General features: G+C 55.9%; 12 protein-coding genes, 1 tRNA gene and 1 pseudogene. 10 read left to right on the top strand and 4 right to left on the bottom strand.

Going from position 1 to position 15,378, the window contains the following annotated elements; all coding sequences use genetic code 11:
- The first annotated feature begins 264 nt into the window (after positions 1-264).
- From EJ997_RS07920 to EJ997_RS07910, 3 genes are read left to right on the top strand one after another with little or no spacing between them, the layout of a single operon-like run.
- Positions 265-468, top strand: coding sequence for a helix-turn-helix domain-containing protein (locus EJ997_RS07920; RefSeq protein WP_126704074.1), 204 nt, complete (start codon positions 265-267; stop codon positions 466-468).
- Positions 468-1,361, top strand: coding sequence for a bifunctional DNA primase/polymerase (locus EJ997_RS14090; RefSeq protein WP_126704073.1), 894 nt, complete (start codon positions 468-470; stop codon positions 1,359-1,361). Before EJ997_RS07920 ends, EJ997_RS14090 begins: the two co-directional genes overlap by 1 nt.
- Complete coding sequence (locus EJ997_RS07910) at positions 1,352-1,747, top strand: hypothetical protein (protein ID WP_126704072.1); 396 nt, start codon at positions 1,352-1,354, stop codon at positions 1,745-1,747. The genes EJ997_RS14090 and EJ997_RS07910 overlap by 10 nt, the downstream gene beginning before the upstream one ends.
- Positions 1,748-2,462: 715 nt before the next feature.
- On the opposite strand, the gene EJ997_RS07905 is transcribed toward EJ997_RS07910, so the two are convergent.
- A complete protein-coding gene (locus EJ997_RS07905) occupies positions 2,463-2,807 on the bottom strand; it encodes a hypothetical protein (RefSeq protein ID WP_126704071.1) in 345 nt (114 codons plus the stop codon).
- 45 nt (positions 2,808-2,852) lie between these two features.
- Here EJ997_RS07905 and EJ997_RS14085 point away from each other — a divergent pair.
- From EJ997_RS14085 to EJ997_RS07895, 3 genes and pseudogenes are all read left to right on the top strand, one after another.
- Positions 2,853-3,101 (top strand): annotated as a pseudogene (locus EJ997_RS14085) (tyrosine-type recombinase/integrase); the annotation flags it as partial.
- 27 nt (positions 3,102-3,128) lie between these two features.
- Entirely contained in the window at positions 3,129-3,812 is a 684-nt protein-coding gene (locus tag EJ997_RS07900) for a tyrosine-type recombinase/integrase (RefSeq protein ID WP_407644347.1), read from the top strand.
- 683 nt (positions 3,813-4,495) lie between these two features.
- Positions 4,496-7,510, top strand: a complete 3,015-nt coding sequence (locus EJ997_RS07895) for an Eco57I restriction-modification methylase domain-containing protein (protein ID WP_126704069.1) — start codon at positions 4,496-4,498, stop codon at positions 7,508-7,510.
- 1,063 nt (positions 7,511-8,573) lie between these two features.
- Here EJ997_RS07895 and EJ997_RS07890 read toward each other — a convergent pair.
- From EJ997_RS07890 to EJ997_RS07880, 3 genes are all read right to left on the bottom strand, one after another.
- Positions 8,574-8,963 carry a hypothetical protein gene (locus EJ997_RS07890; RefSeq protein ID WP_164719886.1) on the bottom strand — a complete coding sequence of 130 codons (390 nt, stop codon included), beginning with the start codon at positions 8,961-8,963 and terminating at the stop codon, positions 8,574-8,576.
- A 191-nt stretch (positions 8,964-9,154) separates the two neighbouring features.
- Entirely contained in the window at positions 9,155-9,847 is a 693-nt protein-coding gene (locus EJ997_RS07885) for a hypothetical protein (RefSeq protein ID WP_126704067.1), read from the bottom strand.
- Between the two features lie 538 nt (positions 9,848-10,385).
- Positions 10,386-10,457: transfer RNA gene (locus EJ997_RS07880), tRNA-Lys, on the bottom strand.
- Between the two features lie 121 nt (positions 10,458-10,578).
- On the opposite strand from EJ997_RS07880, the gene EJ997_RS07875 reads away from it, so the two are divergent.
- The 4 genes from EJ997_RS07875 to EJ997_RS07860 are packed head-to-tail and all read left to right on the top strand — an operon-like array spanning position 10,579 to position 15,355.
- Entirely contained in the window at positions 10,579-11,190 is a 612-nt protein-coding gene (locus EJ997_RS07875; protein WP_126704066.1) for a hypothetical protein, read from the top strand.
- The gene (mshD, locus tag EJ997_RS07870) at positions 11,190-11,996 is read left to right on the top strand and encodes a mycothiol synthase (RefSeq protein WP_126704065.1); all 807 of its coding nucleotides are present in this window, start codon (positions 11,190-11,192) and stop codon (positions 11,994-11,996) included. The genes EJ997_RS07875 and mshD overlap by 1 nt, the downstream gene beginning before the upstream one ends.
- 48 nt (positions 11,997-12,044) lie before the next feature.
- Complete coding sequence (locus EJ997_RS07865; RefSeq protein ID WP_126704064.1) at positions 12,045-14,381, top strand: RNA degradosome polyphosphate kinase; 2,337 nt, start codon at positions 12,045-12,047, stop codon at positions 14,379-14,381.
- Positions 14,378-15,355 carry an NUDIX hydrolase gene (locus tag EJ997_RS07860; RefSeq protein WP_126704063.1) on the top strand — a complete coding sequence of 326 codons (978 nt, stop codon included), beginning with the start codon at positions 14,378-14,380 and terminating at the stop codon, positions 15,353-15,355. Before EJ997_RS07865 ends, EJ997_RS07860 begins: the two co-directional genes overlap by 4 nt.
- Positions 15,356-15,378: the final 23 nt, after the last annotated feature.

Below are 15,378 nucleotides of genomic sequence, written 5' to 3'. Positions count from 1 at the left end.
ATATGCAGTTTTGAATACATTGAGAGACCACAATGTTGGGCAAATTCCGGTATCAGTCCTAGAGAGACAAGTGGTGTGCAAGGGCGAAGTGGTATGATCGTGAGTGATAGGTTCTGTTAGATGGCCTATCGGCTATTAAAGCCACAGCCCTAAGATCATGGGGCACCTCCCGTCCTCAGGTGCGGGACGTAGCGAATAGCGCACACCTACACGTGTAGCGCTAGTTTCGCTACCCCGAATTTATCGGGAGAATAGGTGTGATCCATGTCGGCGCAATCCGTTATTGAACCGAAGAGTCCCGCGTACACGTCCGTTAAGGGCGCGGCAACTCTGCTCGACTGCCACCCCGACACAATTCGGCACATGATCTACGCAGGAGAACTGCCACATGTGCGGATTCGTAAAGCTATCCGCATACCCCTCACCGCGCTCACCGTCGAAGCGCTCGCGGGCGGGGTGCAGCGGTAATGACACAGAAAAGGGCGGGACACCCACGAATGGGTGCCCTCACAATCAAAGTACCATCACTGAAAGACACAAAGTACCTGGACCGTGCTCTCACCGTGCAATTACATGCACTCGCTCTCGCGTGCGGAAATTGGCCGGTCCTACCCCTAGGCCCTGACAAGCGTCCCCTATTCGACCTCACTGAGGGCAAGGGCCTAACCGTGGCTACGACCGACGTGCATAAGGTTCGGGACTGGTTCGGCAATCGGGCCGGGGTCAATATCGGAGTGGCGATCCCTCCCGGTGTCATTGTCGTTGACCTCGACCCACGGAACGCGGGCCGGACGGCTGCAGAGATGCTCAAAGACCTTGCAGACCGATGCGGAACCCTCCCCGCTACGGTGACAGCCGCGAGCGGGGGCGGGGGCGTGCATCTCTGGTTCGCGTTGCCCGAGGGTATGGAGACATTCGACAGAGATCCCGCTCTGGCAGGGCAGGGCATCGACGTACTCGGCCACGGTGCCTACGTTGTGTGTCCTCCTAGCTCTCACGCGAGCGGGAACTCCTACAGGTGGGTCCACACAGGAGAGCTCGCCACACTGGCACAGGCAGCCCTACAAGCTCTCGAGAGGCCCCGGGGTGTACCCGAGGTGCCCGGGGCGCTGTTAGGCGCTACTGCGCGATCCTGGGGCGGTTTGGTGACTTCATACGAGCGCATGGCGCAAGAGGGTAACCGCAATGTCCTGCTTAGTCGTGCAGCATGGCGATTCGCGAACGAACATCAACCAGATGAAGCGTTCCATGCTCTCGCGAGCGCAGCTGTTAGGGCCGGTCTGCCAGAGCGGGAGGTCGATTCAACTATTCGAAGTGCCCGGGCCGGTTATAGCCGCAAAGGTTCGCGGCAATGGGTCTGAAATACCTGAAAGAGGTTGACGACCTGCTCGAGGAATACCCTGACGTGATGGGTGTTGCGGAGGTGGCCATCATCAAAGAGATTGCCCTTAGATCCCATGAGTCCGATTCCCCACATCATGCCGGGGGGAGGCCCCGGGTATCTAACCAGGAGACACTATGGCCGGGGGAGGTGTACATCACGCGGGTGCAGTTCGGGGCGCACGTCGGATTGGGGCCGACGGCCCTCAGTGACAAAGTGTCGGAGATTGAGAAATCCGGTCTGCGGTTACGTCTGCGTGAGGGCAAGCGCGGCAAGGCTACCGTCTACAAATACCCGGGGCGGGACGCGCTCGCGATGTTCATGGCGACACGTCCGAAGCGCCGACGAAAAAGGCCCATAGAGTGATGCGACTGCTATACCAGTCGCACTACGACAGCTATACCAGTTGCAATATGACTGCCATAGCCGTTACCAGTAGTACTACTAGCTCTCTAATACATAATTACTAATCAATGGATTTGCGTTGATTCCAACGCGAGCGGGGAGAGTGCTCTGACTGAGGCGAATCGGTGAGAGTATTCTCCCCAGCTACCCTCAGCGTGGAGATCCTTGGGGAGGGCGTTCGTAAGTCGCATGTTCATGCTTGCCGGTCGGTGGGCGGCGGTAGGGTCCTCCCTCCCCTTTGGGCGAAATTGCGACGGGGGTCGCGTGCGAGACCGGTTATAACCCGTGGTTAGAGAGCCGCGTTGATGGGATCATGAGCTGTTATGGAACAACATCAATGGGACGGGCTACGCAACGCCCTCAATGCCCTATATGGCCATGACCTAGCATCTGCACAGCGAGAACTGGACTGGGTTGAGAACCACCTCGATCAGTCCCCGGACATGCCTGTAGTCGCTGAGTGTCTGCGGGAGATAGTGGACCGGCTGAAATGTTTGGACCCGTCCTAGTGGTCCGTCCCCTTGCCGACGGTCCCACGCTCAACAGCCCAGGGGCCTCCCCGTGCCCATAGTCGGCAACGAGAGCCCTACGGGAAACCTGGAAACCCGTACAGCCTGTGAGGGCCTAAACGCGGAGCGGTCCCAGAGACAAGCAAGGGGGTCTCCCGGGGCCAGGGCTACGGCTGTTGAGGAAGCTCCAGAGCGGCACGGGAATTAACGATAAGGGCGTCTAGGAGAGTCGCTGCCCGGTCATGCCCAGCCGTGTCCTTGTTGAACCCGGTATAGCGGTCCATTGCCTCCAGGGCCTTGAGGAGTGGAGTTGCTGCCGATACCTCTCCATCTTCCAGACGGTTGAACAGGGCCCCTGTAACGGTGTTTAGGCGCTCCATCTGCAACTCCCGATAGGTTTCCGCGTCCTCCCGGTATACGTCTGTCAGAGCGGCCTGTACGGCCTTGTGGGGCCCTGACCTGTTTGCGTATCCCAGCTCCAGGGCTATCTCCTCGTAACCCGCGAGCGCCACGCCGCTGAACTACAGGCCAAACGGGACTCGTACACGTTCGCTGAGCACGCGAAGGTCTACGTCGATAACGGGAACTATCGGGCCTCCACACTGCGATCCATGCGCTCTTATCTCGATAATCATTTGCTACCCCGATGGGGCAAGGTCCCGTTGAAACAGATCACCACGCAGGACGTGACTATGTGGTTAGCCGATGAACTTTCCCCTGACCATGAAGGTGCCCGCAAGAAAACGTTTCAGCTGTTCCGGGCGATTCTCTCGCACGCGGTTGACAATGAACTCATTGGCCGTAACCCGTGTATTCGCGCTCACGCTAAGACGGTGAACACGGTACGCGTGTCACGACGTCATGCCCCGCGCCGTGTCACATCGGACGAACTCACAGCAGTTTTGGAGGTTATTGCCCCGTCTACCCGGCTCATTGTTCGAGTGCTTGCCCATACGGGTATTCGTGTCGGTGAGCTTAGAGAGTTACGCTGGTCTGACATTGATCTTGACTTGGGTTTGATCCGTATTCGTCGCGGGGTAACAGGTGATGGTGGGACGCTTTCAAAAGAGTCTGAACCTAAGACCCCGGCAGGTGTTCGGACTGTTTACATTAGAAATGGGCTACTAGACGATTTGCGGGCACACGTTCAAACCGCGCCCATGACAGGGGTTAACGGGCTAGTGTTCCCGTCCCCGGCCGATCCGCGTAAGCATTTCAGGGAAAACACGATCCGGCGAAACATTAAGCGCGCGTGCGAGAAAGCAGGCGTACAACATTTCTCACCCCATGACCTACGCAATACGTTCGCCACGCTGGCCGGGCGAGCGCCGGGCGTGTCTGTACGTGACGTACAGGCTGCGCTTGGGCACACCACGCCGTCTATGGCGTTGCGCTACATGAAGTCGGATGAGGAACAGCAAACAAAGGTGGCAGAAGGTGTGGCAAGCCAACTAACCGCGGTCAACCAGCCTGGCACGGTGGCGTCTTTGGACGCGCGCCGGGCAAGCACCCAATAACAGGAAAGGAAACACATGATGGGTCAACAGGAACAAACCGGCGGGGATGTGTATCTGACTTTCGATGAACATGCCACGCTTAGGCGTATGACGATGGGACAGTTACGACAGTGGGCGCACGCTCGCGGCTGGAAGGCTTGGCAAGTGATCCGAGAGTTAGAGCGAGAGTCAGAACGATGAGCGACGTAGACGTTTTGCGCGATCCACCAAGCGAAAACGACCATGTTGAGCGACGGATCAAGGTGTGGTGCGGTAGCTCTAAGTGCATGTACATCGGAACCGATGGCAAGCGACGACCTAACCGGAGCGAAATAGCTACGATCTACCTTGGCTACGTACGCGTTTTCGATCCCCCAATTCCGTTCATTGGTCTTTTATCGCCCTACAAAGATGGTTACATTGCCGGGTGGCCTATGTGCCCACGCTGTAATTTTAATCGCCCGTTCTTGGACGAAGAAATTAGGCCAATGTACGACCACTTTATGAATACCAACCAAAAACAAGTGTCATTAACCTACCTGAACAAGAAATTTAAAAACCAGCCCAACTCAGCATAAGGGTGTGGGGTTACCCTCTTCCTGGATGGAAGACTCCTCTTTACGATGCCAGATGGTACAAATAGAGGGTAGAACCCCTTCTCCCGACACCTAACACCCAGCGTGAATTAGTAGAGGATCTATAAGATGGCGCACCTGTTCAGTAAGCAGCGAGTCCTTGAAGAAGCTGAAAGGTTGGACTTCAGTAATTTAGCTGAACATGTAGAAATCCTGGAAGCCTGGCGTCATGATTACTTCAGCGGAACATTGCGTGCTGATAAGGAAGAGAACCGAGAACAAGCTTTCAACTCTCAGATCTTTGGCCACATCCTGGGCTATGCCGAAAAACCTGCGCCAGTCTACACCTTTGAAGCCAAGCCCAAGACTGTCACTCCCGGAGGTGAAACTCCAGATGGTGTGCTCTGTTATACGGACCCATCTGAGGGCATTAACAACACATTTGCCGTGATCGAGCTGAAGGGCAGTTCTGCGGACCTCGATAAACCTCAACGAGGCTACAAAGGGCAACTCAGCCCGGTGCAGCAGGCGTTTAAGTACAAACCTCAGTTTGACCGTTGCCCTTTTGTCATTGTTTCCAACTTGTTTGAGTTCCGTCTCTATAACGATAATCAACTCGATTATGAGTCATGGACTTTAACTGACCTGGTTAACCCAGCCAACAATTACGAGAATTTCCGGCTCTGGTACACCCTTCTTTGTGCGTCGAACATGACCTCGGTTAAAGAGAAATCGAATACAGAAGAGCTGCTTAAAACAGTACGTATTGATCAAGAGAAAATAGGCACGGAATTCTACGAGCGTTACCGTGCTGCTCGACTTGCTCTTTTGAGAGACATGCGTGAGCGTAACGAAATAGTCGCTCACGATATCGATTTGGGTATCAGTAAAGCGCAAAAAATAATGGATCGTGTTGTCTTCTGCTGTTTCGCAGAAGACGGTGGACTGTTACCCGAGAATACGTTGCGGGAACGAGTTAAGGCCCCAAGTGAAATGGGGCTTATACCCGTATGGGATGCCCTGAAGGGTTTCTTCAAGGCCGTGGACCAGGGTAGTGAGAAATTGAACATCCCCGTCGGGTATAACGGCGGGCTCTTTCGCGAGGACCCTGTATTAGATGACCTTGAGATCGGCGACGAAGCGCTTCTAACGATCTTGGATTTTGATCAGTATGACTTTCAGGAAGACCTTGGCGTCACCATCCTCGGGCATCTTTTCGAGCAATCAATCACTGATCTGGAAGAGATCAGAGATGTCGCCGCTACTGACTCAACGCTAGAAACCCTTTCCAGGCGTAAACGCGATGGGATTTTTTACACACCTGATTACATCGTGCGCTTCATCATAGATCAGACCCTAGGTGAGTATGTTCGGGGGATGGAATCTGAATGCCGCCAAGAGGCGAACTTGCATGACAGGTTAAATGCTGAGAACTATGCGAAACGTGAACGTGTAGCATATTTGAACTATCAGGTGCGTCTAGGGGCGCTACGCATTGTAGACCCTGCGTGCGGCTCTGGAGCGTTTCTAGTCCATGTCTTCGACTTTCTTATGGCAGAGTATGCACGCATTGAGAAAATCACTGGAGACCTCTTCAGTACCACTGAATATGTCCGGAAAGTTCTACGCGAGAACATATTCGGAGTAGACGTAAATGATGAATCGGTAGAAATTACCAAACTAAGTCTATGGCTAAAATCCGCGTCAAAAAATGAGAAGCTGACAACTCTCAATGAGAACATACTTTGCGGCAACAGCTTGATAGCTAGTCCTGAAGTCGCAGGCGAAAAGGCGTTCAGCTGGGAAGACTCGTTTCCAGAGATATTCGAAAACGGCGGGTTTGATGTTGTTGTAGGCAACCCTCCCTACGTGCAATCCCACATTATGGTCACTTCTGCACCTGCTGAACGGGTACACATATCGCAGGAGTACAAGACCGCTAAGGGCAATTGGGATCTCTATGTACCCTTCATCGAAAAGGGCCTAAGCATCCTAAGAGAAGGCGGTAGATTCGGATTCATTATCCCAAATAAGGTACTTGGTCAGGACTACGCCCGGGAGCTTCGAAAATTCATCGAGAATGATTTTTCCCTTGAGGGCATTGTAGATGTATCACAAGACAACGTATTCGAGAAAGTCGCAGTCTATCCTGTGATTCTGCTGGTCAGTGCTTTGGCTGCGACCGATAGAGTCGTCGTCGCACGTCGCTTGGATCCGCTGCAAACCACTGAAGCTTCATACTCTACTGTGAACTGGAAGAACTGGACACCGCTGCTATCAACAGAAAATCAGATGCTGACAGCGGCAGGAGCATTCGGGACTATATCTGACTACGCACAAGTGTATACCTCTGCGGCAGTAGATGAGGCTTATAAGCTCCGGGAACATGTATACGAAAACTCCAAGCCCCTTGAATCGGAGCTGAAACTGTTAACTAGTGGAGCAATCGAGCCATACTTCCAACAGTGGGGAGAAGTGAAAACTACCTATCTTAAATCGAAGTATGACTATCCGGTGGTTCGAAAGGATGTCATCAAGAAGAAGATTTGGTCTGAACTCCCCAAAATTGTCATTGCTGGCTTGGGTGTCCGTATTGAGGCTGTTGTGGACCAAAATATTGAATTCTTGCCAAGCATCCCCTCTGTAGTAGTGACTGCGGCGAGTGAAGATGAACTGCACTATCTCTCGGGGGTGCTCAACAGTGAGGCTATGTCCGAACTGTTTAAGCTCCTTCACTCGAGCAGCGGGTTATCCGGGGGGTACATGAGCTATACACGCGGTAAGATCGGTGCACTCCCATATGTACCATTTGACTCGGAAAATCCCACAATGGTGACTATTGCCAAGAAAGCTCAGCAACTTTCAACTATTCTGCCTAAGCAGGTTCGGCTCAATAAGGAAATGAGAGATTTCCTGGTCGAGTCATATAGCCTCGAGCCCTCACGAGAGATGAATAGGGAAATTCTGGCACTGAGCTTCGAGGTAGTCAGAGAGAGGTTGAAGGGGCACTCAGTGGTGACGATCAAAGAAATCAGTGAGCTATTCAAGAATGCTCAACGCGAGTATGAAGCCATGCGAGGCCCAGCGAAAAGAGCACAAGATATTATCGAAGCTTCAGTTAAAGAAATCTATACGCTTAGCTGAGCACCGATTCTTAGGAAGCGGAGAGGACCGACTTACATTTGCCGCAGATTGCCTTCGGGTAGTCCCCTGGGTGCCACAGCTCACCGGGTAAGCAATGTGGGGAAGATACTGCGCAAGTCTGGACTCTCACATGCGGCGAGAACCTGCGCCGTTGATACCTTGGGTGACCTTAACGAACACGCCATTACGGCAAGGCTGACGACCTGCAATGTGTCACGTCCTCGCGAATGTTTGAACCCTCAACACTCATAAACCGGCTTGCCAGCGGTCCCACGCTCAACAGCCCAGGGGCCTCCCCGTGCCCATAGTCGGCAACGAGAGCCCTACGGGAAACCTGGAAACCCGTACAGCCTGTGAGGGCCTAAACGCGGAGCGGTCCCAGAGACAAGCAAGGGGGTCTCCCGGGGCCAGGGCTACGGCTGTTGAGGAAGCTCCAGAGCGGCAGTCCCCTGTCATTTCTCCGGACCAGAACTCTGGAAAGCCTGATTAGATGTCACATAAAACTTTCAGCAATCTCGAGACAAGTCACGCGAATGGACTGGATTGCATTCCTAGATCCCACCTGGCGAATAGGTTAGAAGCCTCGCCCGCGATCTACAGTATCGGTTAGACAAAACGATGCGGGTGACTTGTCAACCTACTTGGTTCTATTGGTCTGTCCTGTCAAAACTAGATGATAGGCAACCAATTGAACGCAAAATTGCATTAGCGCGGGGCTTATCTGGGCTCTTAGGATCCCAGGAATTTCTAATATCGAAGAGTTCCTGGCAAGTGCCTCCATCTCGCACTGCATTCTCAAAGTCCGAAAAATCTGGTTCGTTTGAACATGCCATGAGAATAAGGGCAGCTACTCCTCCAAGGAGGAGAGTCTTTTTGAGTGACACGGTGATCTACTTTCTAGCGTTTGAACTGTATTGGGTTTGGAGTTGATATCGTACTGGAAGCCATTCTCGTTCGAGAGTTGCACAGTAAGGCCTACTTGTATCTATTTATTTGACCTGACCCTTACAAGGCTACTTTGGAGCAAGCGATTATTGCGCGAATCGATCCAGTCAGTTGTCACCTACCTGTTCAGCAGTCCCGCACGGGAATTAACGATAAGGGCGTCTAGGAGAGTCGCCGCCCTTTCATGCCCAGCCGTGTCCTTGTTGAACCCCGCATAGCGGTCCATCGCTTCTAGGGCCTTGAGGAGTGGAGTCGCTGCTGAGACCTCTCCATCTTCCAGACGCTCGAATAGGGCCCGTGTCACGGCGTCTAGACGCTCCATCTGCAGAGCCCGATAGGTTTCCGCGTCCTCCCGGTAAACGTCTGTCAGAGCGGCCTGGACAGCCTTGTAGGGCCCTGACCTGTTCGCGTATCCCAGCTCCAGGGCGATCTCTTCGTACGGGACTCCTTTAAGCCTGAGTTGGAGAGCGTCCCTCCGCTTCTCCGCGAGGGTGAGTTTCTGCTGCATCTGAGACAATGTTTCCTGCCCTTATAGGTTTCCTTTACGTCTCCCAGCTCCCAGTCTTTCAGCCGGTGGAGACAGAAATGGGGTCCTGATCTGAGGGGAGGGGGAGGTCCCCTCCTACCCTTCCCTGGGCACTCCCGCGGCATAGGTCAATTTTCACTCACGGGCATGTCAGACCGGTATGACATTCAGGGCTAGCGCTCCGTTACGGTTACCCCCGTGGAATACCAGTCCTGTAAAAAGCCGCTGAACTCTACTCTGCACTGCCATTGAGACCGGAGGGGCACTCCTAATCTGTTCATCGAGTCAACGTAGCCACTGATGGTCCAGGTACCGTCATCATTTTCGTTGTAGACCGGGCTACTAAACTCTGCGGAGGCCGGGGAAACAAGCTTATCTGCTACCCCCGTGTGACAGGTTTCTAAGACGCTCTCACTTGGTCTTTCCCGTATTTCTTTATTGAGCTCCTCAACAACTAGGTCTATGGTCTCCCCGGTTTCATCGTCATACAATATGCGGCAATGCCACTCATGATCCGTACGGTCAGCTCTAAAGGAACCGTCGAAGCGGACAACCTCGCCATACTCTGAGTATTTCCCGTCGTTGTCCACGCGTTTGGAGGGGTCGGAGATAACCCCTTGGTCTGCAAGATCCGCAGCATATTCTGCCGCGCACGCGTCATACATATATTCAGCTAATTCCCGGGGAACCCCGTCTGTCATGTCATATGGATAGTCCGGGGTGGGCGTGGGTTCTGGAGCTTCCGTTGTAGCCTCCGCTGTTGGAGTGTCCGTAGGCTCCTTGCTATTGGTCTCGGCCTCTCCATCACTGCAGGCGACCATTAACAATCCAGCGACTACTAGAGCCGTTACTCGTCTTAAACCCATACTCAATCCTCTCATGGCCCAGCTAGCGATACAGGACCTTTAGACCCACACTCACGGGAGGAGTGTCATACAGAGGTGCAGGTATGCGGGGAGAGAGCTGCCGCGTAGGCCCGGGACACGGCAACCCTCTACAACCCTAACTTTACTGCCGGGGAGGGCTGCCTGTATTGGCTGGAATCAGTGTTACGCTCACGAACCTCTCCAGGGCCTTAAATCGTTGCCATGACAGGGAAAGACTGTCCTCTGCCTAGTGCTGGCTGGAAAACTGGAACCTTTCCGCGTACGTAGAACGGGAGGTGCTATTCCCGCGGTACAGACGTTAAGCGGGGGAGGGAGGCATGGCCCAGGGTCTAGAACTTGCGTCGAGGTTGGGTGAACGTCTCTGCAGCGCTCGCGGTTGTCATCGTGGTTGTGGGCGGCCTGACAGCTCGAGGATTACCAGGAGAAGTCTTCCCACTGTTCGCCGTGCGTTCGTCGTGCCCCATAAATGCTATTCCCCCGGATCGCATATCGTTGCAATACCGGGGGAAAGCCGGGGTAGGCCCCGTGGGATTCGAACCCACAACCTACGGATTAAAAGTCCGGAGCTCTACCATTGAGCTAGAGGCCCACGGCTCCGTACGGAACCGAGAAATAATGGTAGCACCTCAATTGCCTCGTCAAGGTCCTACATCCGCCTGCTGTGATGAGAGACAATAGAGAAACTCAAAAAAGTCATGAGGGAGGACACCATGAATAAGCGTCCACGCCGACCGGCGCAGATTGATCCCGAGCAGGTTGAATACCTCACGGGTGAACCGGATCCTGCACACAGCTCGGAGATCGCGCACGCTTCGGCGCAGGCACTGATCCCAACGGACTCCCGACAGAGCATTGACGACGATGTTCGCGCACGCATCCTTGAACTCATTCACGAGGAAGGGATCGACCTCATTGCGGAATCGTGGGTGCGTAGCCCCTCGGACACTCTTGGCGGTGTGCTGTGGCGCGGCTACCTGCTGAAGGAATGGATCCGCAGAGAGCCCAGCGATGTGGAACAGCGCTTCGCCGCCGGCTCCGCCATGCTCGCCGAGGCAGGGAAGGGCGCCCCGCCCTGGACCCCCGACGAGATTAAGAATCGCTGGGATGTCGTGTTTGAGGGCAAGGGATCCGAAGGATTCCAGGAGCTTCTCCGTGACTCCGCGTACTTCGCTCAGTTCCTCGGCGATCTTGATCCCGTCTGGATCGCCTCCGACAATCACGAACTCGCCACGGAGGTGACCCGCCGCAATAACGCTCTGCACGAGACCGCGAAGGAAATGTCGGTGGGATCTGTCGCCTTCGGAGAGGGGCGGCTCGACTGATGCGAGTATCGACCGCACGGCCCGATCAGCAAGCATTCAAAGATTTCGCCGCTCTCGTCGAGCAGCACGATGGTGTTGAGGCTTTCGGAGAAGCATCGCATCGCGATGTCACCGAGGACCGCCCAGCCCGCTACCTGGGGCTCTACGAGGACGATGTGATCGTTGCCCTTGCCGTCATGGGCAAGGAGGGTAGCGAGCTCGCCGTGCACCCCGATTATCGGCGCCAGGGAGCCGGACGCCAGCTAGTTGAGCATGTCTCCCAGACCGTGAAGCCCATGCGGCTCTGGTCCCACGGGAACCTGCCTGCGGCGGCTGCGCTCGCGGCTAGTCTGCGCCTCGCCGTTGTCCGCGAACTCCGTCAGCTTTCCATGGATATTGGCGATGCTCAGCGCCCAATCGGCCGCGATGATGTTGTCCTGCGGCCATACACCGACGCTGATGCTGATGCTCTTGTACGCGTTAACGCTCGGGCCTTTGCTTCGCACCCGGAGCAGGGTGCGATGACGGCGGAGGACATTCCCGCGTCCGGAGGGGAGATCTCCGTTGCCGAGGCCGAAGGCGAGATCGTTGGCTACGTGTGGATTCAGCGGGATCCTGCTGAGCTGTACGTGCTTGGTATTGATCCTGACTGGCAGGGCAAGGGATTGGGCGGTTGGCTGACCGCGCACTGCCTGGCTGATCTGCGCGAAGGCGGAGCCGACTCGGTCATGCTCTACGTAGAGGGCGATAACACTCCCGCGCTGGTGACATACGAGCGGGCCGGGTTCACCCTGTCTCGCAGTGATGTCCAATATGAACTTGCCTGATCCGCTGAGGTTAGTTTTCCGTTAACTTTGTCTTGGGAGGATGTGCGCATGGATAGTGAGCTCGAATCGAAGTTCGGTAGTGACGCTACCGATGAGCAGGGTGAATTCGTCGACTTCGAAAATGAGGTCGATGACGAAGATCTGTTGCCAGAGGGGATCGACAGCGACGATGAGCTGGCCCGTCGCGCCCGGATCCGGGCCGCAACCCGCGTGGGTTCGCCGGTTCCAATGGAATCCCTTGCCGCCCAGGTAGAGGCCGAACCGGACGATGGGGACTCGGACCTGCCGGAGGGCAGGTTCGCGGAACGCGAGCTGAGCTGGCTGGCGTTCAACGCCCGTGTTCTCGAGCAGGCCGAGGACCAGACCCTGCCGCTCCTGGAGCGCGCCTGGTTCCTCTCGATCTTCTCATCGAACCTCGACGAATTCTTCATGGTTCGCGTTGCCGGACTGAAACGTCGTATCGCAACCGGTCTAGCAGTTCCGTCGGCAGCGGGGCTGTCGCCCCGCCAGGTTCTCGAGGGAATCACCGAGGGCGCCCACGAGCTCATGGCCCGTCACGCGGCTGTCTTCTCTGAGGACGTCCAGCCGAAGCTTGCCGAGGTGGGGATTGACATCAACCACTGGGATCAGTTGGAAGATCTTCAGCGCGAGGGCCTGCGAAAGATGTTCCGCTCGGATATTTTCCCGGTCCTGACGCCGCTGGCCGTTGACCCGGCTCACCCCTTCCCCTACATTTCCGGTCTCTCGCTCAACCTTGCCGTGGTTGTGCGCAATCCGAATACCGGCAAGGAGCACTTTGCTCGAGTGAAGGTCCCGCCGCTCCTTCCCCGTTTTATCGCGATCGATAATGCGGGGCGCACGTATCGTCCCGAGGATGCTTCGCTCATCGGAGAGGGGACGGTCTTCGTTCCCCTCGAAGAGATCATCGGTGCCCACCTGGATACGCTCTTCCCGGGCATGGAGGTCGTCGAATTCGATACCTTCCGCGTGACACGCAACGAGGATGTTGAGGTGGAGGAAGATGACGCGGAGAACCTCCTGACCGCTCTTGAGAAGGAGCTCATGAGGCGCCGCTTCGGCCCCGCCGTCCGCCTCGAGGTCGCCGAGGGAATCTCCGACCACGTTCTTAACCTGCTCATGAAGGAACTGGATGTTCGGGAATCGGATGTGTACCGGCTCCCGGCGCCCCTTGACCTGACCGGCCTTGACGTTATCCACGATCTCGATCGTCCGGAACTGAAGTACAAGAAGTTCGTGCCGGTGACCGCGCGTGGCCTTGCGGATGTTGAGTCATCCACTCCGACGAACTTCTTCGACGTCATCAGGGAGCAGGACATTCTGCTCCAGCACCCCTACGATTCCTTCTCGACGTCCGTCCAGCAGTTCATTGCCCAGGCCGCGGCCGACCCCAAGGTGCTGGCGGTCAAGCAAACCCTGTACCGCACGTCGGGCGATTCCCCGATCATCGACTCTCTTATCCAGGCTGCTCGCGCAGGCAAGCAGGTCCTAGCAATTGTGGAGATTAAGGCGCGCTTCGATGAGGCCGCCAATATTGAGTGGGCGAGGAAGCTGGAGCGAGCTGGCGTGCACGTCGTCTACGGCATCGTTGGCCTGAAGACGCACTGCAAACTCTGCCTCGTTGTCCGCCAGGAAGAAGACGGTTTGCGCCGCTACTGTCATGTGGGTACCGGTAACTACCATCCGAAGACAGCGCGCGGCTACGAGGACCTTGGCCTGCTTACCTCGAATAGGGATGTTGGTCAGGACCTCACGAGGCTGTTCAACCAGCTGTCTGGTTATGCACCCCGTACGAAGTTCCACCGCCTCCTCGTTGCTCCCAGGTCAATCAGGCCGGGCCTCATTGAGCGAATTGAACGGGAGATCGAACACAAGCAGGCCGGCAAGGATGCTTGGATCAAGATCAAGGTGAATTCGCTCGTCGATGAGAAAATCATTGACGCCCTCTACCGGGCCTCCCGGGCCGGTGTCCGCGTTGATATTCAGGTGCGCGGAATTTGCTCCTTGCGAGCAAACATCCCGGGCCTTTCTGAAAACATCCGAGTGCGTTCGATCCTCGGCCGCTTCCTTGAGCACTCCCGCGTCTTCGCTTTCTGCAATGACGGGGACAACGACGTGTTTATCGGTTCCGCCGATCTCATGCACCGGAACCTTGATCGCAGGGTTGAGGCGCTGATCAAGATCATCGACCCCGGTCAAATCGCACGCCTCGTCGAAATGCTTGAGATCGCTACATCTGACTCCACGTCCTCCTGGCACCTCGAGGGCGACGGATGGCGGAGAGTAAAGTACGACGAGGATGGTGAACCGCTCACCGATATCCAGGAGCTCTTCATGAGGAACGCACGCTCCCGGGTGAAGAGTTGAGTTCTAGGCCCGATGTCGTAGCGGCCGGTGCACTCGTATGGCGGGTAACCGGGCGCAAGCTCGAGGTACTCCTCGTGCACCGGCCCTCCTACGACGACTGGTCCATCCCCAAGGGGAAACTCAACAATGGTGAAGACATCCCGGTTGCGGCGATTCGCGAGGTCGAGGAAGAGACCGGTGTGCCGATCTACCTTGGCCAGCCCCTTGGCAAGGTCAACTATCGCTTAGGCGACGGCAGGAAGAAGACCACCTACTACTGGGCTGCCAGGCCGCTGTCGACCAGCACGAAAGTGTTCAAGGTTCGCCCCCACGTGTCACCCGCGAAAAGCTCGGAAGTTGACAAGGTCCGGTGGGTGACTGCCAAGAAGGCCTTCAACATCCTCACCCAGGACTCCGACAAGGAACTCCTCGGTAAACTTGTTGACCAACACAACGACGACAAACTCGACACATGGACTCTCATGGTTGTCCGGCACAGCCGAGCCGTGAAGAGGTCCGCCTGGAAGGGCGGCAAGGGTTCGGAGGAGACGCGCCCGCTCACTCCCGTCGGTGGGAAAATGGCGAAGGAAATGATCCCGCTTCTGTCGTCTTACGGCATCACCAGGATTGTTACTTCCCCGTGGGAGCGATGCGTGGCGACGATGAGGCCCTATGCCAACGCCATGAAAATCAACATGGAAACCTTCGACGAGCTCACGGAATCGGCGCACGAGAAGAAACCTAGGCCCGTCTACCGGCTTATCGACAAGCTCTTACGTGTTAACGAGGCGCCTGTGGCACTCTGCGCTCACCGCCCAACGCTCCCCACCATCGTGGAAGCATTTCGCGACAGGGCCCCGCATTCCATCATCAAGCAGGTACCGCGGACCGACCCGTGGCTCCAGACCGGCGAAGCCCTCGTGGCCCACGTGTCGCAACGCCGAGACCGCAAGGCAACCATTGTCGCCCTCGAAAAGCTCCGCCCCAGAGTCTGATAACCGCTACGCCCGATAGGTCT

It is taken from the genome of Flaviflexus ciconiae (assembly GCF_003971195.1).
Classification (GTDB): Bacteria; Actinomycetota; Actinomycetes; order Actinomycetales; family Actinomycetaceae; genus Flaviflexus; species Flaviflexus ciconiae.
Note: the sequence above shows the minus strand (reverse complement) of the source record. Positions and strands in the feature narration are given on the sequence as shown.

What these genes read in the sequence shown, in the direction of transcription:
- EJ997_RS07920 (WP_126704074.1), top strand. Translation starts at nt 265, where the DNA reads ATGTCGGCGCAATCCGTTATTGAACCGAAGAGTCCCGCGTACACGTCC.
- EJ997_RS14090 (WP_126704073.1), top strand. Translation starts at nt 468, where the DNA reads ATGACACAGAAAAGGGCGGGACACCCACGAATGGGTGCCCTCACAATC.
- EJ997_RS07910 (WP_126704072.1), top strand. Translation starts at nt 1,352, where the DNA reads ATGGGTCTGAAATACCTGAAAGAGGTTGACGACCTGCTCGAGGAATAC.
- EJ997_RS07895 (WP_126704069.1), top strand. Translation starts at nt 4,496, where the DNA reads ATGGCGCACCTGTTCAGTAAGCAGCGAGTCCTTGAAGAAGCTGAAAGG.
- EJ997_RS07890 (WP_164719886.1), bottom strand. Translation starts at nt 8,963, where the DNA reads ATGCAGCAGAAACTCACCCTCGCGGAGAAGCGGAGGGACGCTCTCCAA.
- EJ997_RS07885 (WP_126704067.1), bottom strand. Translation starts at nt 9,847, where the DNA reads ATGGGTTTAAGACGAGTAACGGCTCTAGTAGTCGCTGGATTGTTAATG.
- EJ997_RS07875 (WP_126704066.1), top strand. Translation starts at nt 10,579, where the DNA reads ATGAATAAGCGTCCACGCCGACCGGCGCAGATTGATCCCGAGCAGGTT.
- mshD (WP_126704065.1), top strand. Translation starts at nt 11,190, where the DNA reads ATGCGAGTATCGACCGCACGGCCCGATCAGCAAGCATTCAAAGATTTC.
- EJ997_RS07865 (WP_126704064.1), top strand. Translation starts at nt 12,045, where the DNA reads ATGGATAGTGAGCTCGAATCGAAGTTCGGTAGTGACGCTACCGATGAG.